Origin of the sequence: Sandarakinorhabdus sp. AAP62 (genome assembly GCF_000331225.1) — a bacterium.
Taxonomy (GTDB): domain Bacteria; phylum Pseudomonadota; class Alphaproteobacteria; order Sphingomonadales; family Sphingomonadaceae; genus Sandarakinorhabdus.
Window position 1 is genome coordinate 141,384 of the sequence record NZ_ANFY01000005.1, and the last position, 21,923, is coordinate 163,306.

A 21,923-nucleotide genomic window follows, 5' to 3' on the forward strand; every position below is an offset into this window, starting at 1 on the left:
TGCCATGGCCGAATTCGCCGCCCACACCGTCAAGAGTTTCGACGAGGACATTGCCCAGCTGCGCGCGGTGATCACGCGCATGGGCGGCCTGTGCGAAACCCAGATCGCCGAAAGCGTCGACGCGCTGATGAGCCGCAATTCCGAAGCCGCCCAGACCATCATCGAGAATGACAAGCGCCTTGATGCGCTGGAAGCCGAGGCCGAGGCGCTGGCTGTGCGCATCATCGCCCTGCGCGCCCCGCTGGCCGATGATCTGCGCGAGATCGTGGCGGCGCTGAAGATCGCCGGCGTGCTGGAACGCATCGGCGATTATGCCAAGAATATCGCCAAGCGGTCCGCCGTGGTGGCCCAGTCGCAGCCGGTGGCGCCGGCGGTGATCATCCCGGAAATGGCCCGCGTGGTGGTCGAAATCATCCGTGACACGCTGGATGCCTTTGTTGATCGTGATCCAGTGAAGGCGGTGGCCCTGCTGCAGCGCGATCAGCAGGTGGACGAATATTACAACTCGCTGTTCCGCGCGCTGCTCACCTTCATGATGGAAAATCCGCACTATATCACGCCGTCCACCCATCTGCTGTTCGTCGCCAAGAATCTGGAGCGGATTGGCGATCACGCCACGTCGGTGGCCGAGATGGTCTATTATTCCGTCACCGGCCAGCGCCCGGCCGAGCGACCGAAGAATGATTTCACGTCCACCGTTTACAGTCCCGAGTGAATTTGGCTCGAATAACCCACAGGAGTTCGCACCATGCGCGCCAAGATCCTGCTTGTTGAAGATGATGCCAGCCTGGTTGAGCTGGTGACCTACAACCTTGAAAAGGAAGGCTTTGACGTGGTCCGCACCGGCGACGGTGAGGAAGCGCTGACCCTGGCCGAAGAGGAAAAGCCCGATCTCGTCATCCTCGACTGGATGATCGCCAACCTGTCGGGCATCGAGGTGTGCCGCCGCCTGCGCCGCGCGCCGGCCACGGCCAATCTGCCGATCGTCATGCTCACTGCGCGCGGTGACGAGGCGGATCGCATCCGCGGCCTCGAAACCGGCGCCGACGATTACATGACCAAGCCGTTTTCGCCGCGCGAACTGGTCGCCCGTATCCGCGCCGTGCTGCGCCGCCTGCGCCCGGCCCTGCAGGGTGGCGCGCTGGAATTCGCCGGCATTGCCATGGACACCACCGCCCACCGGGTGACCCGCGATGGCCGCACCGTGCAGCTGGGGCCCACGGAGTTCCGCCTGCTGCGCCACTTCCTCGAACATCCGGGCCGCGTGTTCAGCCGTGAACAATTGCTCGATGCCGTGTGGGGCCGCGATGTCTATGTGGAGCAGCGCACGGTGGACGTGCATATCCGCCGCCTGCGCAAGGCCGTGAACGCCGGCCCGGGCAGCGAGGAACTGCCCGATCTGATCCGCACGGTGCGCTCGGCCGGCTATTCGCTGGATGCGGCTCCGGTGTCGGCGCAAGCGGCGGCCTGATCGGCCCGTTCTGGCGCTTTGCCTCTGTGTCCCAGTGGCGGAATCGCTTTGCAGCATCGGCCGGCTTGGTTAAACCGCCCATCTGCGAGCATGATTCCATTGATTAGGGGTACAGCATCTCATGACCATCAGTTTTGAAGGGCGCGTTGCCATCATCACCGGCGCCGGCGGCGGCCTTGGCCGGGCCTATGCGCTTGATCTTGCGCGGCGCGGCGCCAAGGTGGTTGTCAATGATCTGGGCGGCGCCCGCGACGGTTCGGGCGCCTCGCTGTCGGCGGCGCAGGCCGTTGTGGACGAAATCACGGCGTTCGGCGGCGAGGCCATGGCCAACGGCGCCAGCGTCACCGACATGGCGGCGGTGGAAAAGATGGTCGCCAACGTGAAGGAGCGTTGGGGCCGTGTCGACATCCTGATCAACAACGCCGGCATCCTGCGCGACAAGACGTTCGTGAAGATGACCCTGGATGATTTCCGCACCGTCATCGATGTGCACCTGATGGGCAGCGTCAACTGCACCAAGGCGGTGTGGGAGTTGATGCGCGAGCAAGGCTATGGCCGCATCCTGATGACCACCAGCTCGACCGGCCTGTACGGCAATTTCGGCCAGGCCAATTATGGCGCGGCCAAGCTGGCGCTGGTCGGCCTGATGAAGACGCTGGCGCTGGAAGGTGCCAAGTACAACGTGCATGTGAACACCATCGCGCCGTTGGCGGCCACCCGCATGACCGAGGATCTGATGCCACCGGCGATGCTGGAGAAGCTCGGCCCGGAAACCGTGGTACCGGCGTCGGTCTATCTTGTGTCGGAAGAAGCGCCGACCAATGTGATCCTCAACGCTGGCGGCGGCGGTGTCGAGCGTGCCTATGTGACACTCACCCGCGGCATCCATCTTGGTGCTGACGAGCTGACCGCCGAAAACGTCGCCGCGCGCTTTGCCGAGATCAGCGATCGCACTGGTGAAGTGGCGCCGGACAATGGCGGTGCGCAGGCGGCAATGGCGCTGGGCGGGGCGCGGGCCGGCTGACGATAAGGCCAGGCCTTATCGTCTGACTCGGCCAAGCCCGGCCAGCGAGCGAAAAAGGCGGTCCTCGGGCCGCCTTTTTTGACTCGTCTGACGGCGCGGCTTCGCCGCGCATCTTCCTTCTGCCTCTTGCTGTTGCAGAAGCGGACTCGGCGGCTTTGCCGCCGGCCGCGCTTACCCCTCCACCGCCTTCAGCAATCGCCGTTCCACCACGGCCAGCACGCCGGCCAGCTCGTGGCCACGCTTCAGCACCACGCCGCCTTCGCCATACAGCACCCATTCGCCCTGGCGCTGGCGCAGGGCAGGGTCCTTCACCAGCCGCACTTCCGGGTTTTCGGCAGAGCGGCGGAAGGCGGAGAAGCTTGCCACCTTGGCGCCCAGTTCCAGCGCATAATCGCGCCACAGGCCGGCAGCGACCATGCGGCCATAGAGCGACATGATGCGATCAAGTTCGAACCGGGTGAAGGCGACCTGACGAACGCCTGCGGTGGGGGCCAGCGGGATGACGATGCTCACGCCGCAAATCTGGCCCGCGGCAGCGCCAAGGTCAACCAGCCTTGCGGTGCGTATCCTCGCGGGTCAGCTCGTCAAGCCGGGCCTTGAGCGTATCGATCTCGCAGCGCAGCAATTCCAGCTTCTGGGTTTCCGGATCGAATTTCTGCGCGCAGGGCGTGCCATAGGGCAGGAACGGCTTCACATAATCTTCCGCCGCCATGACCACCGGCTTGGCCGGGATACCGACCATGGTGGCGCCTTCCGGTACATCGCGTGTGACCACTGCATTGGCGCCGATGCGGGCCTTGGCACCAACCGTGATCGGGCCCAACACTTGCGCACCGGAACCGACGATGGCGCCATCGAGGATGGTGGGGTGGCGCTTGCCGCCCGTGCCGCCAGCCGGATCGGTGCCGCCCAGCGTCACGCACTGATAGATGGTCACCTCGTCACCGATTTCCGCCGTTTCGCCGATCACCACGAAGCCGTGATCGATGAAGAAATTGCGGCCGATGCGGGCGCCCGGGTGGATATCGATGGCGGTAAGGAAGCGGCTGAAATGATTGACCAGCCGCGCCGCGAAGAAGAAGCGCCCGCGGAAGAGCAGATGGGCAACCCGGTGCAGCCCCAACGCCAGCACGCCCGGGTAGGTGAGAATTTCCCAGCGCGAGCGCGGCGCCGGATCGCGCTGTTTCACCGAATCGAGATAGGTGATCAAACCCATGGCATGTCTCCGGCCGGCCCGGGGGTGGCAGCCGATTTGAGCGTCACTTAAGCCATTTCAAGCAAAAAGGCCAGCCATCCCGCATGGGATGACTGACCTTTCATGTTCACGTCAGGCGTGTTCAAAGCGCCTGCAGCGTCCGCGCCACGGCGTGCACCACGGCAGCGATCCGCACCGCGGCCTGGATCTTGTCGGCGGCGACGCCGTGCTGGGCCAGCACCTTGTCGTGGGCGTCGATGCACATGCCGCAGCCGTTCACGGCGGAAACCGCCAGGCTGTAGAGCTCGAAATCGGCCTTCTCGATGCCGGGCGTACCGATCACGTTCATGCGCAGCTTGGCCGGCATCGTCTTGTAGTCCGGCCGCGACGCCATGTAGGTGAAGCGGTAATAGATATTGTTCATCGCCATGATGCTGGCGGCCGCCTTGGCGGCATTCAGCGCTTCGGGGCTGAGCTTGGTGGCAGCTTCGGCTTCCACCGCGTCGATCAACGGCTTGTGCGCGCAGGCATGGGCCACGGCGACGATGGTGCCCCACTTCTGCTGATCACTGAGCAGTTGCTCGGTGAGCAGGCTGGAAACGTTGAGGCGCAGATCCTTGGCGTAATCCGGCAGGGTCTTGGCGAGTTCGGAAAAGATCATGGGTCAACCTTTCCCCTCTCCCCCAAGTGCTTTTGGGCAGGGAGAGGGCGAGAGACGCGCCGCAGGCGCGGCCCGGGGTGAGGGGTAGGGAAGGGTGGAGGAGGGGGCGCGTGCGGCACCCCCTCACCCCGCCGCGCTTCGCGCGAGTCGACCCTCTCCCACGAGGGGAGAGGGAAGAAATCAGGCCGCCGGCTTCAGCGTTTCTTCGCCGCCCTGCCAGTTGCACGGGCACAGCTCGTCGGTCTGCAGCGCGTCGAGGATGCGCAGCGTTTCGGCCGGGTTGCGGCCCACGTTCAGGCCATTGACCGTGATGTGCTGGATCACGTTTTCCGGATCGATGATGAAGGTGGCGCGCAGCGGCACGCCGGCACCGGCCACGATAATGCCCAGCGCATCGGCGAGCAGCTTCGAGTTGTCGGCCAGCCACGGGAAATCGCAGGCGGCCAGGCGCTCGTCGCTCTTGCGCCAGGCGAAGTGCACGAAATCGGTGTCGGTCGAAGCGCCGATCAGCACGGCATCGCGGTCAGCAAAATCGCCCTTCAGATCGCCATAGCCGATGATTTCGGTCGGGCAGACGAAGGTGAAATCCTTCGGCCAGTAAAACAGGATCTTCCACTTGCCGGGGTAAGCGGTGGTGATGTCGAGCGTTTCGCCATTCGGCAGCGCGGCAACGCCCTGCTGCACGGGAAGATCGAAGGACGGAACTTTATCGCCTACGGTGAGAGCCATGAGGTGGATCCTTGTGAAGTGAGGGAGAAAATCGGAACTGACCAGAGGCCAGCGCGGTTCCATTGGCCTTGCGCGAGATAGAAATCCAATCGATAATATCGCTGTTACAAATCGAGTTTGTCGATGACAGCCTTCCTGCCCACGCTGAAGCAATTGCAGTATCTCACCGCGCTGCACATCCATGGCCATTTCGGCCGGGCAGCGGAAACCTGCTTCGTCACCCAATCCACCCTGTCGGCCGGTCTGGCCGAACTGGAATCGCTGCTGGGCGTGCGGTTGGTGGAGCGCAACCGCCGGGTCGTGCGCTTCACGCCGATGGGCGAACGCGTGGTGTCCAAGGCCTATGCCGTGCTGCGCGAAGCCGATGAACTGGCCGGGCTGACCGTGGGTGGGGACAAGCCGCTCTCTGGCCCGCTGCGGCTCGGCGTCATCCCTACCATCGCACCGTTCCTGCTGCCGCGCGCGCTGCCCAGGGTGCGCGCCGATTGGCCCGAGCTGAAACTGCACCTGCGCGAGGAGATGAGCGGCCCGGCGACCGAAGCCCTGGCGCGCGGCATGCTGGACGTGGTGCTGCTGGCGCTGCCGTGGGAGACGGCAGGGCTGAGCGTGATGCCGTTGTTCGATGATCCCTTCTTCCTGGTGTTTCGTCCCGGTGATCTGCCCGATCCGCCGCCAGCCGTGGCGCCGGATTCAATCGATCCGCATGCATTGCTGCTGCTGGAAGATGGCCATTGCCTGAAAGAGCAGGCGCTTTCCGCCTGCGGCCGACCCGAATTGCGCGCCGATCCCGCACATCGCGGCACCAGCCTGGTGACGCTGGTCGAAATGGTGGCCGGCGGCCTGGGCCAGACCCTGGTGCCGAAATTGGCGCTGGATGCCGGCATCCTCACCCACGGCAATCTGATTGCGCGGCCGGTTTCAGGCAACGCGGCGCGCACCGTGTCGCTGGTGTGGCGGCACGGCAGCCCACGCGAAGCCGAATTCCGCTTGCTGGGCGAGTCACTATTGGCAGGATTGGCGCTGCCGTAACCCGCCGCTATGGTCTGGCGAATTGATGTTGGGGAGACAATCGCATGAAGGCCGTGCTGTGCGTTGAACATGGGCCACCCGAGAAGCTGGTGGTGAAGGACATTCCCACGCCGGAGCCCGGCCGCGGCCAGGTGCGGATCAGCGTGAAGGCGGTAGGGGTGAATTTCCCCGATACGCTGATCATCCAGAATCTCTATCAGTTCAAACCGGCGCTGCCGTTCAGCCCCGGCGGTGAATGTGCCGGCGTAGTGAGCGCGGTGGGAGAGGGCGTGTCCGATATCGCGGTGGGTGATGAAGTGATCGCCATGACCGGCAATGGCGCCATGGCCGAGGAAGTGATCGCCAATCGCGGCCAGATCGTCCGCATGGCACCCGGCATGCCGTTCGACGTCGCTGCCGGCTTCACCATGACCTATGGCACCAGCCATCATGCGCTGAAGCAGCGCGGCGCGCTCAAGCCCGGCGAAACGCTGCTGGTGCTGGGCGCGGCCGGCGGCGTGGGCCTGACGGCGGTGGAACTCGGCAAGGTGATGGGCGCCAAGGTGATTGCCGCGGCCTCGTCCGATGAGAAATTGGCGCTGTGCCGCGAGATGGGCGCCGACGAGGTGATCAACTATGCCACCGAAGATTTGAAGGAGCGTATCAAGGCGCTCACCAACGGTCGCGGCGTTGATGTGATCTATGATCCGGTGGGCGATCGTTATGCCGAACCGGCCTTCCGCGGCATTGCCTGGAATGGCCGCTATCTGGTGATCGGTTTTGCCGCCGGCGCCATCCCGGCGCTGCCGCTGAACCTGCCGCTGATCAAGGGCGCCAGCATCGTTGGCGTGTTCTGGGGCGCGTTCACCCAGGCCGAACCGGCGCTGCACCAGCAGAACATGGAAGAGCTGCTGCGCTGGTATGCCGAAGGCAAGCTGAAGCCGCATGTCTCGCGCCATTTCGCGCTGGATGAAGGCCCGCAGGCGATCCGCTGGATGATGGACCGCAAGGCGCTCGGCAAGATCGTCCTGACCGTCTGAGGAGAGAAGGCGATGGCGCTGCGCGACACCTATCCGCTCTATGTGGCCAATGTGCCGGAGCAGCCCAACGCCGATCTGGTGGTGACCGACAAGTTCACCGGTTTGCCCGCCACGCGGGTCGCCATGGCTGATGCCGCGACGATTGACCGTGGTATCGCCGCAGCGGTGGCCGCGGCCGAGCCGATGGCCCGCATGGCGAGCTTTGAACGGCAGGCCGTGCTCGCCCATTGCGTGAAGCGCTTCACCGAGCGCGCCGATGAGCTGGCGCAGGCGCTGTGCATCGAGGCCGGCAAGCCGATCCGCGACGCGCGTGGCGAAGTCGGCCGCTTGATCGACACGTTCCGCATCGCGGCCGAAGAAAGCGTGCGGATGACGGGCGAAGTGCAGCCGCTCGACATTTCGGCGCGCGCCAAGGGCTATCAGGGCATGTGGAAGCGGGTGCCGATCGGCCCGTGCAGCTTCATCAGCCCGTTCAATTTTCCGCTCAACCTGGCCGCCCACAAGATCGCCCCGGCCATCGCGGTGGGCTGCCCGTTCGTGATGAAGCCGGCCAGCCGCACGCCGCTGGGTGCCATCATCATCGGCGAGGTGCTGGCCGAAACCGATCTGCCGCCGGGCGCCTTTTCCATCTTGCCCGCCCACCGCGAAGGCGCAGACCTGTTCACCACCGATGATCGCTTGAAACTCTTGAGCTTCACCGGGTCGCCCGATGTGGGCTGGGATCTGAAAGCGCGCGCCGGCAAGAAGAAGGTGGTGCTGGAACTGGGCGGCAATGCCGCCGTGGTGATCATGCCCGATGCCGATCTGGATGATGCGGCGGACCGGACGGTGTTTGGCGCCTTCTACCAGTCCGGCCAGTCGTGCATCGGCGTGCAGCGCATCCTGGTGCATGATGATGTCTACGACGCCTTCAAGGCCAAGCTGGTCGAGCGCACCGCAAAGCTCATTGCCGGCAACCCGAGCGACGAGAGCACCTTCATCGGGCCGATGATCGACGTGAAGGAAGCGGCGCGGCTGGAAAACTGGATTGGTGAAGCCGTTTCTGGTGGTGCGAAGCTGCTGTGCGGCGGTCAGCGCGACGGCGCCATGCTCGGCGCGACGCTGCTGGAAGATGTGCCGCGCAGCGCGAAGCTCAATACCGAGGAAGCCTTTGGCCCGGTCGCCTTCTTCACGCGCTTCAAGACGTTCGATGAAGCGCTGCACATCGTGAATGACAGCAAGTTCGGCCTGCAGGCCGGCATCTTCACCCGCGATCTGTTCCACATGTTGAAGGCCTGGGATGTGCTCGATGTCGGCGGTGTGGTGATCAATGATGTGCCCAGCTACCGGGTCGACAACATGCCCTATGGCGGCGTGAAGGATTCGGGCCTGGGCCGCGAAGGCGTGCGCTTTGCCATGGAGGACATGACCGAGATCCGCAATCTCGTCATCCGCCGACGCCCGCAGGACATGTGAGGCGGCGGCCAGCCGCCATTCATCCTCACAAGCGCACCTTTCCCCCCAACATCCATCCTGCTAGTGGTGCCTGCATGCCCCGTCTGAACCGCTCCGCGCTTGCCCTGCTGCTGCTGACCCCGCTGGTGCTTACCGCCTGCGGTGGTGCCCGCAAGGCCAAGAAGGATCAGAGCTATCTCGCGCAGGATGTCGAGACGCTCTACAGCGCCGCCCGCGAAACGCTGGCACGGCGCAATTATCGCCTGGCCGGCGCGCAATTCGATGAAGTGGAGCGTCAGCATCCCTACAGCGTGTGGGCCCGCCGCGCGCAGCTGATGTCATCCTTCGCTTATTATGCCGCCGGCGAATATCAGGAAGCCATTGGCGCCGCGCAACGCTTCCTGTCGCTGCACCCCGGCAGCCGTGAAGCGCCCTATGCCTATTACATGGTGGCCCTCAGCCACTACAACCAGATCATGCCGGTGACCAAGGATCAGAAGACGACGCAGCAGGCGCTCGACTCGCTGGGCGAACTGATCCGGCGCTATCCCAACACCGATTATGCCGCCGATGCCCGGCTGAAGATCGATCTGGCCCGCGATCACCTCGCCGGCAAGGAAATGCAGGTCGGGCGTTTCTACCAGAGCCAGGGCCTGTATCTGGCGGCCATCATCCGCTTCCGCACCGTGATCGACAATTATGATACCACCAGCCACGCGCCCGAAGCGCTGCACCGGCTGGTCGAATCCTATCTGGCGATGGGGATCCCGGAAGAAGCTTCAAAATCTGCCGCCGTGCTGGGCAATAATTATCCGTCGTCCAAATGGTATGATCGCAGCTACAAGCTGATCGGCCGCTGGGTGCCGGACGCGCCGAGGAAGGGCGCGCAGTCCTGACAATCGCGCAAGGGAAGATGCCATGCTGATTCCGGCCACATTGCTGACGGCGGGTGCGCTGGGCCTGGTGTTCTTCGTGCTCAGCCTGCGGGTGGTGCAGCGTCGGCTGGCGGGCATGGTTTCCATGGGTGACGGCGGCGATCCGACCCTCTTGGAACGCATCCGCGCCCACGGCAATTTTGCCGAACATGTGCCGTTTCTGCTGGTGCTGATGGCCGGCATCGAGCTGACCGCCGGCCACCATTCGCCCTGGCTCTGGCTGTCAGGGGCAACGTTGGTGCTGGCCCGGATTTCGCACGCCGTCGGCATGTCGCGGCCGTCACCGAATGGCTTTCGTTCCGTCGGTATTGCCGTGACCTTCACCTTGATGATCGGGCTGTCGCTGTGGGCGCTGGCGCTGGGCCTCGGATTGGGCTCCGCCACCGCCCCGAACTTCGTCTAGTCTCGGCCAGAGCAGAACGAAATCGCTCATGCCGAGCGTGTCGAGGCACCCGCCAAATGTGGTTAGTGCCTCGACACGCTCGGCATGAACCCTATTGCAGCTTCCATTCGACGCTAACCCAGCATCCGATCCGCCACAAAGGCATTGGCCTGCCGTTCGCGGCCGAAGGTGCTCATCGGGCCGTGGCCGGGCACAAACGCGGTTTCATTGCCCAGCGGCCACAGCTTGGTGGTGATGGCTTCCACCAGATCGTTGAAATTGCCCTTGGGGAAATCGGTGCGGCCGATGCTGCCCTGGAATAGCACGTCACCCACGATGGCGAGCTGCGAGGGTGCATGGTGGAACACGACATGGCCAGGCGTGTGGCCGGGGCAATGATAGACATCCAGCACCAGCTCGCCCACCGTCACCTGGTCACCATCATGCAGCCAGCGATCCGGCGTGAAGGCTTCGGCGCCGGGTACGCCATAGGCGGCGCCCTGGGCGGGGTTCATGTCGATCCAGAACTTGTCGTCAGGGTGGGGGCCTTCGATCGGCACGCCCAGATCGCGGGCCAGCACGGCCGTCAGCCCGCAATGATCGATATGGCCGTGCGTCACGAGCAATTTCTCGATGGTGACGCCATGATCGGCCGCCACCTTCTTCAACCGTTCAAGATCGCCGCCCGGATCGGTGAAGGCGCCGCGCATGGTTTTCGTGCACCAGATCAGGGTGCAATTCTGCTGGAGGGGCGTGACTGGCACGATGACGGCTTGCAGCGGCGGCTTTGTCGACATGCCGCTATCAGTGGCGAATCCCTGCCTTCAGTGCAAGCCGGCAGAAACATTGCGGTTCCGTAATGATGCAATGCAGTGCAGGGCTGCTATCCATTGCCTGTCTGTAATGAACGAGGCGTTAGATGCAGGAAAAGTCTGGAATGCTGGCCAGTTGGCGGCAGGATGTGCCCGCGTCGATCGTGGTGGCGCTGGTGGCGCTGCCATTGTGCCTGGGTGTCGCGCTGGCCTCTGGCGCGCCGCTCATGGCGGGGCTGGTGGCCGGGATCGTTGGTGGCGTCGTCGTTGGTGCGCTCAGCGGCTCGCCGCTGTCGGTCTCCGGGCCAGCGGCCGGCCTGACCACCATCGTGCTCGCCGGCATCACCAGCCTGCCAACCTTTGAAGCCTTCCTGCTTGCCGTCTGCCTGGGCGGGGCAATCCAGCTGGTGTTTGCCGCCACCCGCGGCGGTGTGATCGCCGAATTCGTGCCGGGCGCCGTGATCACCGGCATGCTGGCCGCCATCGGTCTGATCCTGATCCTGAAACAATTGCCGCATGCGGTTGGCTATGATGGTGATCCGGAGGGTGATTTCAGCTTTTTCCAGCGCGACGGCGATAACACGCTGTCTGCTCTGGGCCATATGCTGACCAATGATTTCCTGTGGGGTGCAGCGCTGGTCGCCGTTTTCAGCCTGGCCTTCCTGTTCTGGTGGGACAAGGCCAAACCCAAGGATGGCCCACTGAAATTGCTGCCCGGCCCGCTGGTGGTGGTGCTGTTTGCGGTGGGCGCCAACGAAGCCTTCCGGCAATTCGCGCCTGATCTCTACATTGCCTCCAGCCATCTGGTGCAGGTACCGGTGTCGGCGACGCCCTGGGACCTCGCCGATCAGATCCGTCTGCCGGATTTCACCGCCATCACCAATCCCAAGGTGTGGACGGTGGCGCTCACCCTGGCCATCGTCGCCAGCCTCGAATCCCTGCTCAGCGTGAAGGCGGTCGACGAACTCGATCCCAAGCGCCGGGTGACCGACAAGAACCGCGAATTGCTGGCGCAGGGCGCAGGCAACCTTGTCTCCGGCCTGTTGGGCGGCCTGCCAGTCACCTCGGTGATCGTGCGCTCGTCGGCAAATGTCGAATCCGGTGCGGATTCGCGCCTGTCCACCATGTTGCACGGCACCTGGCTGCTGCTCGGCCTGGCGCTGATGCCGGCCATCCTCAACCTCATCCCGCTCTCCGCGCTGGCCGCCGTGCTGATCGCCACCGGCTACAAGTTGGCCAAGCCAGCGCTGTTCCTGCAGCGGTGGAAACAGGGGCTCAGCCAGTTCATCCCGTTCGTGGTGACCGTGCTGGCCATCCTGTTCACCGACCTGCTGGTGGGCATCGCCATCGGCCTGGTGGTCGGCATGGGCTTTGTCATATGGCGCTCCACTGGCAATATCATCACCTATGTCGAACTGGGCGAAACGGTGATGGTGCGGGCGCGGCGCAACCTCTATTTCATGCACAAGCCGGCACTGCAGCAGGCGCTGGAACGGGTGCCGGCCGGCCGCCAATTGCTGATCGACCTGTCGGCGACCTCCTACGTCGATCTGGATTGCATCGACATCATCAACGGTTTTGCCAAGGCTGCCCAATATCGCGGCATCGACGTGAAGATACGCGCCGATCACACGCGCCGCGCCGCCGCGCAGATCATCGCCCCCGTCACCCGCGCCCGCGCGACTTGAATCCGGACCATCACCATGCACGAAATCGATCAGCTGTTGCTGTCAAACCGAGCCTGGGCCGCCGAAATGCTGGCCGAGAACCCGGAATTCTTCAATCGCAACGTCAATCTGCAGCGGCCAGTGTTTCTGTGGATCGGCTGTTCCGATAGCCGGGTGGCGCCCGACCAGATGACCCAGGCGGTGCCGGGCGGCCTGTTCGTGCATCGCAACATTGCCAATCTTGTCTACCCTGATGATCGCAACCTGATGGCGGTGTTGCATTACGCCATCAACGTGCTGGAAGTGAACCATGTGGTGATCTGCGGCCACTATGGCTGTGGCGGCATCCAGGCCGCGCTCGACGGGGCGCCCGAAGGCCCGATCGCCCACTGGCTTGAACATGCTCGCCAGGTGCTGAACGATCACCGCGGCGAGATCGAAGCCCTGCCGCAGGGCGACGAGCAGGTGAACCGGCTGGTGGAAGTGAATGTGCGCGACCAGCTGCTGCACCTCGCCCGCACCGGCCCGGTGCAGGATGCCTTTGCTGCTGGCAAGCCGCTGCAACTGCACGGCTGGGTCTATGATCTGCGCGACGGCCATATCAAGCCACTGATGCGCATCGATCGCGAAACAATCCTGAACGAAGTGCCGAAACCGGAACGCGTGCTGCTCTGATCACCTCTCCCCGCCGGGGAGAGGTCGGCTCGGGCGAAGCCCGGCGGGAGAGGGGCGGCCTCGTCGCCCACCCCTCTCCCGGGCCTCGCTGCGCTCGTCTCTCGACCTCTCCCCGGCGAGGAGAGGTGTGAGAATGGCCTTACTTGGCGGCGATTACCGTCAGCTCCACCAGGAACTGCGGGCCAGCTAGCGCGGCGACCTGCATGGTGGTGCGGGTGGTGGTGGTGGGGTTCTCGGCATTGTTGAAGAACTCGGCGAACCCGGCGTTGAAGCCGGCAAAGTCCATCTTGCCGTCCATGCCGGGCGCGGCGACCAGATAGGCATCCATGCGCACGATGTCCTTCATCGTCATGCCGTGGGCGGCCAGCAGTTCCTTGATCTTCTTCAGCGTGCTGATCGTCTGGGTCTTGGTGTCACCATAATCCGTGCCGCCCGGCGTGGCCGGCGAGGCGAGATTGCCCGACAGATACACGGTGGTGGCACCGGCCTTGACCTTGGCGGCGGTGAGGATGCGGCCGCCGGCAGGGCCGACCTTCTCGACATTCTGAGCGAACGCCGGTGCGGCAATCGCCATGGCCAGGGTGGCAGCGGCAAGCGTGAACAATTTCATGGGTAAGGTCCCCTTCGGTTGCAAAAAGAAGCGGGCGGCAGGATTGCCCTGCCGCCCGCTGTTGGCAAGCGATAATGCTTGGCCCCGCCTCAGAACTTGGCGGTTGCGCGCACGTACCAGAAGCCGCCCGCCTGACCCAGCGGCGAGGAGCCAGGGTAGAGCGAACCGTTGGCCTGGCCGCCGGTGGACGGATAGGCGTTGCGGGTTTCGACATCCGGATAGTTGTTGAACAGGTTTTCGACACCGACGGCGAGACGATAATTCTCGGCGACGGTGAAGCCGGCTTCGACGTCGATGCCGATTTCGGCACCGAAGGTCTTGCCCCATTCCGGGATGCCCGCCGCCGCGTTCGGCGCCGGATAGAGGGCGCGGAAGGCCACCGGATCAACCCCGGCCGGCACCGAACCCACTGGCAGGAAGTAGGTGGTGAACTTGCCGAAATAGTTGGCACGCACGGTCAGATCGAAGGGACCATTGGTGTAGTTGGTGCTCAGCACCGCGCGCCAGCGCGGGTTGCTGTCTTCGATATTGCCCTTCCGCGTGTTGTCGATCAGGCTCAGCACGCGGGTGTCGGTCGGCCGGATCGCCGACAGCGCGATGCTGCGGCGGTCGGTGACCTTGGTCTTGTTGTAGTTCACCGCCAGGCTGGAATTCAGCCGGCCGCCTGCCACGTCGCCACGGTGCGACAGCACGATGTCGAAGCCCTGGGTGCGGGTGCGGAAGCCGTTGGTGAAATAGTTCACCTGGCCCAGATCGAGCGCGGTCGGCAGGCCCAGCGCCAGCAGCGCCTGCTGGTCAGCCGCCGTCACGTTGATCGACGAAGTGATGCCGATACGGTCACGCACGACGATGTTGTAGGCATCGACCGTCAGGTTGAAGCCGCTGCCGGGCGTGAGCACGATGCCGCCGGAGAAGCTGGTCGACTTTTCCGGTTCCAGTTCCTGGGCGCCGAAATATTGCGCCGAGATGCTGTCCGGACGGGCGGTCTGCGTGGCCACCGGCACCGGGCTGCCCTGCGGGAAGCCGGTCTGCGTGTTCTGGGTGAACTGCTGGCCGGGGGTCGGCGCGCGGAAGCCGGTCGACGCGGCACCGCGCAGGGCGATGACATCGTTGATGGCCCAACGGGCGCTGAACTTGCCGTTGAAGGTGCTGCCGAAATCGTTGAAATAATCGTAGCGGGCAGCCAGGCCGAGATCGAGCCCTTCAACCACTTCGGCTTCGAAATCGATATAAGCCGAATAGTTGTTGCGGCCACCTTCTGCCACCGAGTCCGGGCCGAAGCCCGGGAAGCCATTGGCGCCGACCGGCTTGGTCACGTTGAAGGTGGTGCCGTTGGCGCGTTGCACGAGCTGGGAACCAAAGATCCCCGGCTCCCACGACGCGCGGTCACCCAGGCCCACCGCGAAGGTTTCGCGCCGGAATTCCAGACCGGCGGCGATGAACAGCGGCTTGTACAAGCCGATATCGGTTTCATAGCTGAAATCGGCGTTGAGGTTATATTCCTGCTGCGTGACCTTGCCGAGATAGAAATCGGTCGGCGTCGCTGGACCCAGCGACGGGTTCAGCGTGTCATACATGAAGTAACGGATCTGGTTGCGGCCATAGGCAGCGGTGAAGTCATACTTCAGGCCGCCTTCGGTCGAACCCTTGTAGCCGCCGACGATCGACAGATCCTCGATGGAGGCTTCGAAGACCGGCACGAAGCCGTTGGGGAAGAGCACGGTATCAGACCAGGTGCGACCGGTTTCGCTGAAGATGGCGCGGCCCGACACCGGATCGGTGCCGATGCGATCAAGATACCACAGCGAGTTGATCGACTTGGTCAGGTTGCCGGTGCCCGGACGCAGCGGGATATCGGGTGCGGTCACGCCAATCGGGCGGCGATAGTTGAAGTCGTTGGACTGGCGCTGCCAGCCATAGTTGCCGAAGGCATAGACTTCATCACCGTCACCCACCGGCACGGCGGAGTTCCACACCACGCGATAGGCGCGGTTGGACGGCTGGCCCAGGCGGTTACCCGTGGGGCGCGGCGGGGTGATGCCGGCCGCGATCAGCGGAGCGATTTCCGGGCGCGGCACCGAGCGGTCGAACACGTTCTGATCGATGAATTCGCCGGTGATGTTGAAGAAGCCACCATCACCCAGCTTGAAGCCGGCGTTGGCCGACAGCTGCAGGTCTTCACCGTCGCCGCGATAGGTCTGGCCATAGCGGGCGGCAAGATTGTAGCCCGAATCGGAACGGTTGAGGCCGATGTTGATCACGCCGGCGATGGCATCCGAACCGTACTGGGCGGCAGCGCCGTCGCGCAGCACTTCGATGCGGCTCACGGCCGGGCTGGAGATCTGCGAAAGATCGGGGCCCTGCGAACCGACGTTCAGGGCGTCACCGGTGACCTGCACCAGTGCCGAACGGTGCATGCGCTTGCCGTTGATGAGAACGAGAATCTGGTCAGCCGGCAGGCCGCGCAGGTTCGGCGGACGCACGAAGGCCGAGGCATCGCCCAAGAGGTTGCGGTTCTGGTTGAACGACGGCACCAGCGTCTTGATGATGTTCTGCAGCTGCGGCGACGGCTGCGCCTTGAAATCTTCGGTGGAGAAGACGTCGATCGGCACCGGGCTTTCAGCGACGGTGCGGTCGGTACGGCGGGTGCCGGTCACGATGATCGTGGTATCTTCCTTGGATTCCTCTGCGGCGGCCGTAGCGGCCTGATCATCGGCGGCCAGCGCCGGTGCGGCCATGCCGGCCAGCACCAGAGCGACCATCGAGGTGGCCAGCTTCAGATCGACCCGTTGAGCCTGTTCGTTCATTCGCTTCATGTCAGTCCCCTGGTTATAATTCGTTTCGTCAACTGCCTTGGTGCGTCCCCTCTACCGCACCCACGCAACTGACCCTGGCCGGGCGCGAAGCGACTCAATCGCCAGATTGGGTCGATTCGGATCGCCTTCACACTGACGACGCCCACCGTAAAAGGTCGCCATGGCACGTGTTGTGCGCCAGCTTCCCTTCATTGGCGGATGTCTTCAAGCGCCGAGACCATGCTGCATGACATACGCCATTTGCGCACCCCGCTATTTGGCCGCAGGCCTGTTGCGGCAATGATACAGTTGCCGGGCGTGGCCTGCGCGCAACAGTTTCCGGTGTCCTGGACGGTATTTCGCTCGGAAATTGCCTTTGGGCAGTCCTAAAGCGCCTTGCCCATCGGCACGAACCGCACCGCGACGCCGCCGCAATCGAGACTGATCTCGCCCTGGGCGGCATAGCCATGGGCGGCATAGAAGGGCACGCCGGGCAGGGTGGCCATCAATTCGGTGCGGGCAAAGCCGGCTGCCGCTGCCGCATCCTCGCAGGCCTTGAGCAAGGCGGCGCCCACGCCCTTGCGGGCCGCCTGTGGCGCCACAAAAAAGGCGCGGACCTTGGCAGCATCATGCGCCGGATCGAGCAGGCCGGATTCGCGGCCGGCAAAGCGGTCGCCGCCAAACAGGGTGGCGCGCTTGCTCCAGCCGCCGCAACCCAGTCGGTCACCGGCGGCATCTTCCACCACCAGATAGGTAGCATCAGCCACCAGTTCGCTGTCCACGCCAAACACGTGGGTGATGGCGGCCTCGGTTTCCTCCGGCGAATAATAGCCCCGGCTCAGGATGCGGGCCGAAGCAGTGATCAGCGCTTCCAGCGCCGGAATTTCGTCGGCGCGGGCCGGGCGGATGATGAGGTCGGTCATGGCAGCATCTGTCATGCCCGATACATGGCGCGCCCGTCCACCACGGTTTCGATGATCCTGATGTCCTTGATATGATCGGGTTTCACCTGGGTCGGGTCTTCGGCCAGCACGACATAATCGGCGAGTTTGCCGGCGGTGAGGCTGCCCTTGATGGCTTCTTCCTTTGCCGCCCACGCGCCATTCAGACTGTTGATGCGGATGGCTTCCAGCACGCTCACGCGCTGGTTGGCGCCCCACGTCTCGCCGTTCCAGCCGGTGCGGGTGACCATGCCCTGGATGCCCATCAGCGGTGCAAACGGGCCAGGGAAGAAATCGCTGCCGGCGCACACCTTGATGCCGTGATCGAGGAAGCTGCGGAAGGCCATGGCATTGGCCATGCGGTCGGCCCCATAGAAACCGAACTTGTCGCTGTTGTAATAGGCATAGCTGGTGAACGGTGCCGGCACCGCGCCCAGCGCCGCCATGCGCTTCAGCAGGCCTTCATTGACCAATGTGCAATGGGTGATCTTGGGCCGCAGATCCTTGACGGCCAGTTTTGCCTGCGCGCGTTCAAAGGCGGTGAGTGCCATGCCGATGGTCACATCGCCATTGGCATGGATGTTGGGCGTGATGCCGGCGCGCACCATTTTCTCCACCCAGGCGTCCAGCACGTCCTGCGGCTCGGTGATATTGCCGAAATAGGGTGGGGTGCGGCCGGGGTAGGGCGTGGACATCGCCATGGTGCGTTCGGAAAAACTGCCATCGGCCAGATGTTCGGCCGTGGCGCCCAGCCGGATCCAGTCGTCACCGAAACCGGTCTTCAACCCGCTCGCCACCATCTGGTCCAGGAAGGCGCCGCGCGCTTCGTAATTCACCCGGTGGGTCAGTTGGCCGGCGGCACGCACGTCCTGGATCGCCGCCATGTCGCCGCCCTGGTGATGGACGGTGGTGAGGCCATAGCGGCTGAATTCGCGGCTGATATGGGCCATGCCGGCGCGGGCGCGTTTCGCCTTCTCGGCCGCATCCAGCACCGGGCGCTGGCCCTTTTCCTCCACCAGATCAATGGCATTGTCGGTGATGCGGCCACTCAGCCGGCCATCGGGCAGGCGATCGAAGGTGCCGCCGGGCGGGTTGGGCGTGTCTTTCGTCACCCCGGCCAGTTGCAGCGCCACGCTGTTCACGAACACGGTGTGGCCGCCGCGGTGGCGCACCATCACCGGATGAGTCTGGCTCACCCGGTCGAGATCATCGACGGTCAGCTGGCGGCCATCCTTCAGCTTGGTATCGTCGTGGAAATAACCCTCCACCCAGAAACCGGGCGGCGTCTGCGCGGCCTTGGCGCGCAGCTTGTCGATGATGGAGGCGATGGTGACGAACTCCACCTCGAACGGATTGCCCACCAGCACTTCATACAGCAGCACGTCGCCAATGGGGTGATTGTGGCAATCGATGAAGCCCGGCACCACGCAGGCGCCCTTCAGATCGACCAGGCGGGTGGCTTTGCCTGCCAGGCCTTTCACCGCCGCATCGCCGACCGCCATGATGCGCCCGTCCTTGATCGCCATCGCCGTGGCGGTGGGGCGGGCCTCATCCATGGTGATCAGCCGGCCATTGTGCAGGATCGTATCGGCATCGCGTTCATGCGCGGCGGCACGGGCGGCCCAATTGGCCCACAAGGGTGAAGCCATGGCGGCGGCAAGCAGGTGGCGGCGATTGGCGTGCATGGTCATTGGCTGGTCCCCCTGGGCTCGTTGCCACTGCTGGCATCGTCGCGCCACAAACCGGCGAGTGCAAGAGGCAAGAAAAAGGGCGGAGCCGGCCCCCGCCAGCTCCGCCCATTTCGCGACGAGCGAAATCAGATCAGCCAGGCTGCCCCAGGGCACGGCGGCGCGCAATGCTGCCCACCAGGCCAAAGCCCAGCAGCATCGTCATCCAGCTTGCCGGTTCCGGTACCGGATCAAAGACATTGCCGATCACGTTCAGGGTCAGCGAATAATTGCGGATGCCCACCCCGCCCGGCGCATGATCGCGGAACAGGAATGTGTAGGCACCGCTGAAAAGGCCAACATTCAAGGGATTGAAACTGGCGGTGAAGGCGCTGGTGTTGCCGCCGGCCAGATCGAGGAACGGCGAAATGTTGCTGCTGAACTGGGCGTTGCCGGGGCCATTGATCTGAAACAGTTCAAGGCCGGCCGAATTGATGTTGCCGATATTGGTGATGTTGAAGTTCAGCGTGGCAAGACCGGAATTCAACGCCAGCGTGCCGAAATCCAATGTGCTGGTGGTGACAACGGATCCGGTGTTGAACGACGGATTGGCGAAGTTCAGATAATCATAGGTGACACTATACTGATTGCTGGCCTGCGTCGTGCTGCCAATCACGAAGTTGCTGGTCGCGAAACCGGTGGTGACCGCCGAACCATTGATGATCTGCGTGTTGGTGTTGTTCACCGAGGTGGAGAAGTTCACCGAGCCGGGGCTGGTACCGGTCAGCGACGCCAAATTGGCGGTGGCGACGGTGGCGTTGCCGGTGAGCGTGCCGGTCGTGGTGGCGGTGTTGTTGTTGGACTGGTTGAGGCAGTCACCCGAATTGCACTTCGGTGACGCGGCAAAGCTGGTGGTGCTGATGTTGGTGCCGGCGATGGTGACCGTGCCGGCGATGCCCGAGGTGACATCAACCGTACGACCGCTGCCGGAGGCCGGGATGAGGCCGGTCGCCGAAACGCTCATCGAATAGGGGATGTTCACGCTCATCCGCGCCCCGACCAGGATGCCGGTGCTGGTATCAAAGCGACTGATCGGTACCAGGGTCGGGCCGGTGGTGCTGACAGTGCCGGGGAAGTTGAAGGTGCCACCTCCGTTGGCGCTTTGCACCTGGGTGGTGGTGAACTGGGCCGCCGTGGTGCTTTGAGTCACCGAGATCGGCGTGGCCGCCTGCACCGAACCGACCATGCTCGCCCCACCGAACATGATCACAACCAGCTTCGCAAATCTTGTCACTGAAAACGACCCTCTGATCCCGACCCGATGGGACTACACCCCCTTCGCTAGCAAGAATCGCGCCAACTGCAGGAGAACGTGTTAACATATTGAAAACAAACAATAGTTAAGGAAGTATTTACGCCCATTTTGTAAGATAATCCGACACAAATTGAACCATTTCGGCGCTTTTCGCGCGGCCTGAGGACAGCGACCCGACCTCCCTCAATCAGTCAGTTTTGTCGGCTCGTCAGGCGGCCCACACTGGCCCGGTAGCGAACAAGGAACATTGCCATGGATTTTGCCCTGCCCGCCGATCTGATTGCCTATCTGGCCGAGCTTGACGCCTTCATCGAAGCCGAGATCAAGCCGCTGGAGAACCAGGACGACAATATCCGTTTCTTCGATCATCGCCGCGAATGGGCGCGGACCGATTTCGAGCACGGTGGACTGCCGCGCCGCGAATGGGAACTTCTGCTGCGCGAGGCCAGCATCCGCGCCGACAAGGCCGGCCACTGGCGTTTCTCGGCGCCGAAGAAATATGGCGGCAAGGATGGTTCGAACCTGTGGATGGCGGTGATCCGCGACAAGTTCGCTGCGAAGGGCCTGGGCCTGCACAATGATCTGCAGAACGAGCACAGCATCGTCGGCAATTTCCCCTTTGTCGCCATGTTCGAAACCTTTGGCACGCCGGCCCAGCAGGAGGAATTCATCCTGGGCGGCTTTGCGCGCAACCGCATCACGGCCTTCGGCCTGACCGAGCCCGATCACGGCAGCGATGCCACCCACATGGAAACCACCGCCGTGCCGGAAACCCGCGATGGTGTGGATGGCTGGCTGATCAACGGCGAGAAGATGTGGACGACCGGCATGCACGTCGCCACCCACTGCGCCACCTTCTGCCGCACATCGGGTGCGCCTGGCGCGGCGCGTGGGATCAGCTGCTTCCTGGTGCCCACCGACACGCCCGGCCTGAAGGTGGAAGAATATCTGTGGACGTTCAACATGCCCACCGATCACCCACGGGTAAGCTTCACCAACGTGTGGGTGCCCGATTCGACCCGGCTTGGCCCACTGGATGGCGGCCTGTCACTGGCGCAGAGCTTTGTGCACCAGAACCGCATCCGCCAGGCGGCGTCGTCCTTGGGCGCCGCGACATTCTGTGTGGAAGAGAGCGTGCGCTATGCCCGCAAAAGGAAGCCCTTCGGTGAGGCGCTGTCGAAGAACCAGGCCATCCAGTTCCCGCTGGTGGAGCTCGCCACCCAGTGCGAGATGCTGCGCCTGATGATCTACAAGACGGCGTGGGACATGGACAACATGCCCCACGAGGCGATCGAGAGCCAGCTTTCCGACAAGATTTCCATGTGCAACTACTGGGCCAACCGGCTGGTGTGCGAAGCCGCCGATCGGGCGATGCAGGTACATGGCGGCATCGGTTACAGCCGGCACAAGCCGTTCGAACATATCTTCCGCCACCACCGCCGCTATCGCATCACCGAGGGTTCCGAAGAGATACAGATGCGCAAGGTGGCCGCCTATCTGTTCGGCTATCTTGGGCCGCGAAAGAAGCTGTTCGCAGAACTGTAAGCGTGGCAGGAAACGCT

General features: G+C 63.7%; 21 protein-coding genes. 11 read left to right on the forward strand and 10 right to left on the reverse strand.

Annotated features, from left to right (window positions below; genetic code table 11):
- The first annotated feature begins 4 nt into the window (after positions 1-4).
- The 3 genes from phoU to D619_RS0105225 all read left to right on the forward strand — a co-directional run bounded on the left by phoU (position 5) and on the right by D619_RS0105225 (position 2,495).
- A complete protein-coding gene (gene phoU, locus D619_RS0105215; RefSeq protein WP_017667518.1) occupies positions 5-715 on the forward strand; it encodes a phosphate signaling complex protein PhoU in 711 nt (236 codons plus the stop codon).
- Between the two features lie 33 nt (positions 716-748).
- Positions 749-1,471, forward strand: a complete 723-nt coding sequence (gene phoB, locus D619_RS0105220) for a phosphate regulon transcriptional regulator PhoB (RefSeq protein WP_017667519.1) — start codon at positions 749-751, stop codon at positions 1,469-1,471.
- Positions 1,472-1,592: 121 nt separating this feature from the next.
- Complete coding sequence (locus tag D619_RS0105225; RefSeq protein WP_017667520.1) at positions 1,593-2,495, forward strand: SDR family oxidoreductase; 903 nt, start codon at positions 1,593-1,595, stop codon at positions 2,493-2,495.
- A 171-nt stretch (positions 2,496-2,666) separates the two neighbouring features.
- On the opposite strand, the gene D619_RS0105230 is transcribed toward D619_RS0105225, so the two are convergent.
- The 4 genes from D619_RS0105230 to D619_RS0105245 all read right to left on the reverse strand — a co-directional run bounded on the left by D619_RS0105230 (position 2,667) and on the right by D619_RS0105245 (position 5,080).
- Complete coding sequence (locus D619_RS0105230; RefSeq protein WP_017667521.1) at positions 2,667-3,008, reverse strand: DUF2794 domain-containing protein; 342 nt, start codon at positions 3,006-3,008, stop codon at positions 2,667-2,669.
- Positions 3,009-3,039: 31 nt separating this feature from the next.
- Positions 3,040-3,711 (reverse strand): serine O-acetyltransferase EpsC, encoded by a 672-nt coding sequence (gene epsC / locus D619_RS0105235; protein ID WP_017667522.1) that lies wholly within the window; start codon positions 3,709-3,711, stop codon positions 3,040-3,042.
- 121 nt (positions 3,712-3,832) lie between these two features.
- Entirely contained in the window at positions 3,833-4,351 is a 519-nt protein-coding gene (locus D619_RS0105240; RefSeq protein ID WP_017667523.1) for a carboxymuconolactone decarboxylase family protein, read from the reverse strand.
- Positions 4,352-4,531: 180 nt separating this feature from the next.
- Positions 4,532-5,080, reverse strand: a complete 549-nt coding sequence (locus tag D619_RS0105245; protein WP_026090738.1) for a peroxiredoxin — start codon at positions 5,078-5,080, stop codon at positions 4,532-4,534.
- 123 nt (positions 5,081-5,203) lie between these two features.
- On the opposite strand from D619_RS0105245, the gene D619_RS0105250 reads away from it, so the two are divergent.
- From D619_RS0105250 to D619_RS0105270, 5 genes are all read left to right on the forward strand, one after another.
- Entirely contained in the window at positions 5,204-6,109 is a 906-nt protein-coding gene (locus D619_RS0105250; RefSeq protein WP_017667525.1) for a hydrogen peroxide-inducible genes activator, read from the forward strand.
- A 44-nt stretch (positions 6,110-6,153) separates the two neighbouring features.
- Positions 6,154-7,128, forward strand: coding sequence for an NADPH:quinone oxidoreductase family protein (locus tag D619_RS0105255; protein WP_017667526.1), 975 nt, complete (start codon positions 6,154-6,156; stop codon positions 7,126-7,128).
- 12 nt (positions 7,129-7,140) lie between these two features.
- Positions 7,141-8,583 (forward strand): aldehyde dehydrogenase family protein, encoded by a 1,443-nt coding sequence (locus D619_RS0105260; protein WP_017667527.1) that lies wholly within the window; start codon positions 7,141-7,143, stop codon positions 8,581-8,583.
- 74 nt (positions 8,584-8,657) lie between these two features.
- Entirely contained in the window at positions 8,658-9,458 is an 801-nt protein-coding gene (locus D619_RS15660) for an outer membrane protein assembly factor BamD (RefSeq protein WP_017667528.1), read from the forward strand.
- 22 nt (positions 9,459-9,480) lie between these two features.
- Entirely contained in the window at positions 9,481-9,900 is a 420-nt protein-coding gene (locus D619_RS0105270) for an MAPEG family protein (protein WP_017667529.1), read from the forward strand.
- Between the two features lie 113 nt (positions 9,901-10,013).
- Here the strand turns inward: D619_RS0105270 and D619_RS0105275 are convergent, their stop codons facing one another.
- Positions 10,014-10,676 carry an MBL fold metallo-hydrolase gene (locus tag D619_RS0105275; protein ID WP_017667530.1) on the reverse strand — a complete coding sequence of 221 codons (663 nt, stop codon included), beginning with the start codon at positions 10,674-10,676 and terminating at the stop codon, positions 10,014-10,016.
- 140 nt (positions 10,677-10,816) lie between these two features.
- On the opposite strand from D619_RS0105275, the gene D619_RS0105280 reads away from it, so the two are divergent.
- On the forward strand, positions 10,817-12,379 hold the full coding sequence (locus tag D619_RS0105280) for a SulP family inorganic anion transporter (protein ID WP_243442606.1): 1,563 nt from the start codon (positions 10,817-10,819) through the stop codon (positions 12,377-12,379).
- A 15-nt stretch (positions 12,380-12,394) separates the two neighbouring features.
- Positions 12,395-13,033, forward strand: coding sequence for a carbonic anhydrase (locus tag D619_RS0105285; protein ID WP_017667532.1), 639 nt, complete (start codon positions 12,395-12,397; stop codon positions 13,031-13,033).
- Between the two features lie 139 nt (positions 13,034-13,172).
- Here D619_RS0105285 and D619_RS0105290 read toward each other — a convergent pair whose 3' ends face one another.
- From D619_RS0105290 to D619_RS0105310, 5 genes are all read right to left on the reverse strand, one after another.
- Complete coding sequence (locus D619_RS0105290; protein ID WP_017667533.1) at positions 13,173-13,643, reverse strand: Rid family hydrolase; 471 nt, start codon at positions 13,641-13,643, stop codon at positions 13,173-13,175.
- 89 nt (positions 13,644-13,732) lie between these two features.
- Positions 13,733-16,459 (reverse strand): TonB-dependent receptor, encoded by a 2,727-nt coding sequence (locus D619_RS0105295; RefSeq protein WP_243442607.1) that lies wholly within the window; start codon positions 16,457-16,459, stop codon positions 13,733-13,735.
- Between the two features lie 365 nt (positions 16,460-16,824).
- Positions 16,825-17,361 (reverse strand): GNAT family N-acetyltransferase, encoded by a 537-nt coding sequence (locus tag D619_RS0105300; RefSeq protein WP_020480395.1) that lies wholly within the window; start codon positions 17,359-17,361, stop codon positions 16,825-16,827.
- An 11-nt stretch (positions 17,362-17,372) separates the two neighbouring features.
- Positions 17,373-19,070, reverse strand: coding sequence for an amidohydrolase (locus D619_RS0105305; RefSeq protein WP_017667536.1), 1,698 nt, complete (start codon positions 19,068-19,070; stop codon positions 17,373-17,375).
- 130 nt (positions 19,071-19,200) lie between these two features.
- Positions 19,201-20,340 (reverse strand): PEPxxWA-CTERM sorting domain-containing protein, encoded by a 1,140-nt coding sequence (locus D619_RS0105310; protein WP_243442608.1) that lies wholly within the window; start codon positions 20,338-20,340, stop codon positions 19,201-19,203.
- A gap of 273 nt (positions 20,341-20,613) precedes the next feature.
- Here D619_RS0105310 and D619_RS0105315 point away from each other — a divergent pair, with 273 nt between their 5' ends.
- Positions 20,614-21,906, forward strand: coding sequence for an acyl-CoA dehydrogenase (locus D619_RS0105315; protein WP_017667538.1), 1,293 nt, complete (start codon positions 20,614-20,616; stop codon positions 21,904-21,906).
- Positions 21,907-21,923: the final 17 nt, after the last annotated feature.

Bases quoted from the DNA above. Each gene is read 5' to 3' on its own strand.
- phoU (WP_017667518.1), top strand. From the start codon at position 5: ATGGCCGAATTCGCCGCCCACACCGTCAAGAGTTTCGACGAGGACATT.
- phoB (WP_017667519.1), top strand. From the start codon at position 749: ATGCGCGCCAAGATCCTGCTTGTTGAAGATGATGCCAGCCTGGTTGAG.
- D619_RS0105225 (WP_017667520.1), top strand. From the start codon at position 1,593: ATGACCATCAGTTTTGAAGGGCGCGTTGCCATCATCACCGGCGCCGGC.
- epsC (WP_017667522.1), bottom strand. From the start codon at position 3,711: ATGGGTTTGATCACCTATCTCGATTCGGTGAAACAGCGCGATCCGGCG.
- D619_RS0105240 (WP_017667523.1), bottom strand. From the start codon at position 4,351: ATGATCTTTTCCGAACTCGCCAAGACCCTGCCGGATTACGCCAAGGAT.
- D619_RS0105245 (WP_026090738.1), bottom strand. From the start codon at position 5,080: ATGGCTCTCACCGTAGGCGATAAAGTTCCGTCCTTCGATCTTCCCGTG.
- D619_RS0105250 (WP_017667525.1), top strand. From the start codon at position 5,204: ATGACAGCCTTCCTGCCCACGCTGAAGCAATTGCAGTATCTCACCGCG.
- D619_RS0105255 (WP_017667526.1), top strand. From the start codon at position 6,154: ATGAAGGCCGTGCTGTGCGTTGAACATGGGCCACCCGAGAAGCTGGTG.
- D619_RS0105260 (WP_017667527.1), top strand. From the start codon at position 7,141: ATGGCGCTGCGCGACACCTATCCGCTCTATGTGGCCAATGTGCCGGAG.
- D619_RS15660 (WP_017667528.1), top strand. From the start codon at position 8,658: ATGCCCCGTCTGAACCGCTCCGCGCTTGCCCTGCTGCTGCTGACCCCG.
- D619_RS0105270 (WP_017667529.1), top strand. From the start codon at position 9,481: ATGCTGATTCCGGCCACATTGCTGACGGCGGGTGCGCTGGGCCTGGTG.
- D619_RS0105275 (WP_017667530.1), bottom strand. From the start codon at position 10,676: ATGTCGACAAAGCCGCCGCTGCAAGCCGTCATCGTGCCAGTCACGCCC.
- D619_RS0105280 (WP_243442606.1), top strand. From the start codon at position 10,817: ATGCTGGCCAGTTGGCGGCAGGATGTGCCCGCGTCGATCGTGGTGGCG.
- D619_RS0105285 (WP_017667532.1), top strand. From the start codon at position 12,395: ATGCACGAAATCGATCAGCTGTTGCTGTCAAACCGAGCCTGGGCCGCC.
- D619_RS0105290 (WP_017667533.1), bottom strand. From the start codon at position 13,643: ATGAAATTGTTCACGCTTGCCGCTGCCACCCTGGCCATGGCGATTGCC.
- D619_RS0105295 (WP_243442607.1), bottom strand. From the start codon at position 16,459: ATGAAGCGAATGAACGAACAGGCTCAACGGGTCGATCTGAAGCTGGCC.
- D619_RS0105300 (WP_020480395.1), bottom strand. From the start codon at position 17,361: ATGACCGACCTCATCATCCGCCCGGCCCGCGCCGACGAAATTCCGGCG.
- D619_RS0105305 (WP_017667536.1), bottom strand. From the start codon at position 19,070: ATGACCATGCACGCCAATCGCCGCCACCTGCTTGCCGCCGCCATGGCT.
- D619_RS0105315 (WP_017667538.1), top strand. From the start codon at position 20,614: ATGGATTTTGCCCTGCCCGCCGATCTGATTGCCTATCTGGCCGAGCTT.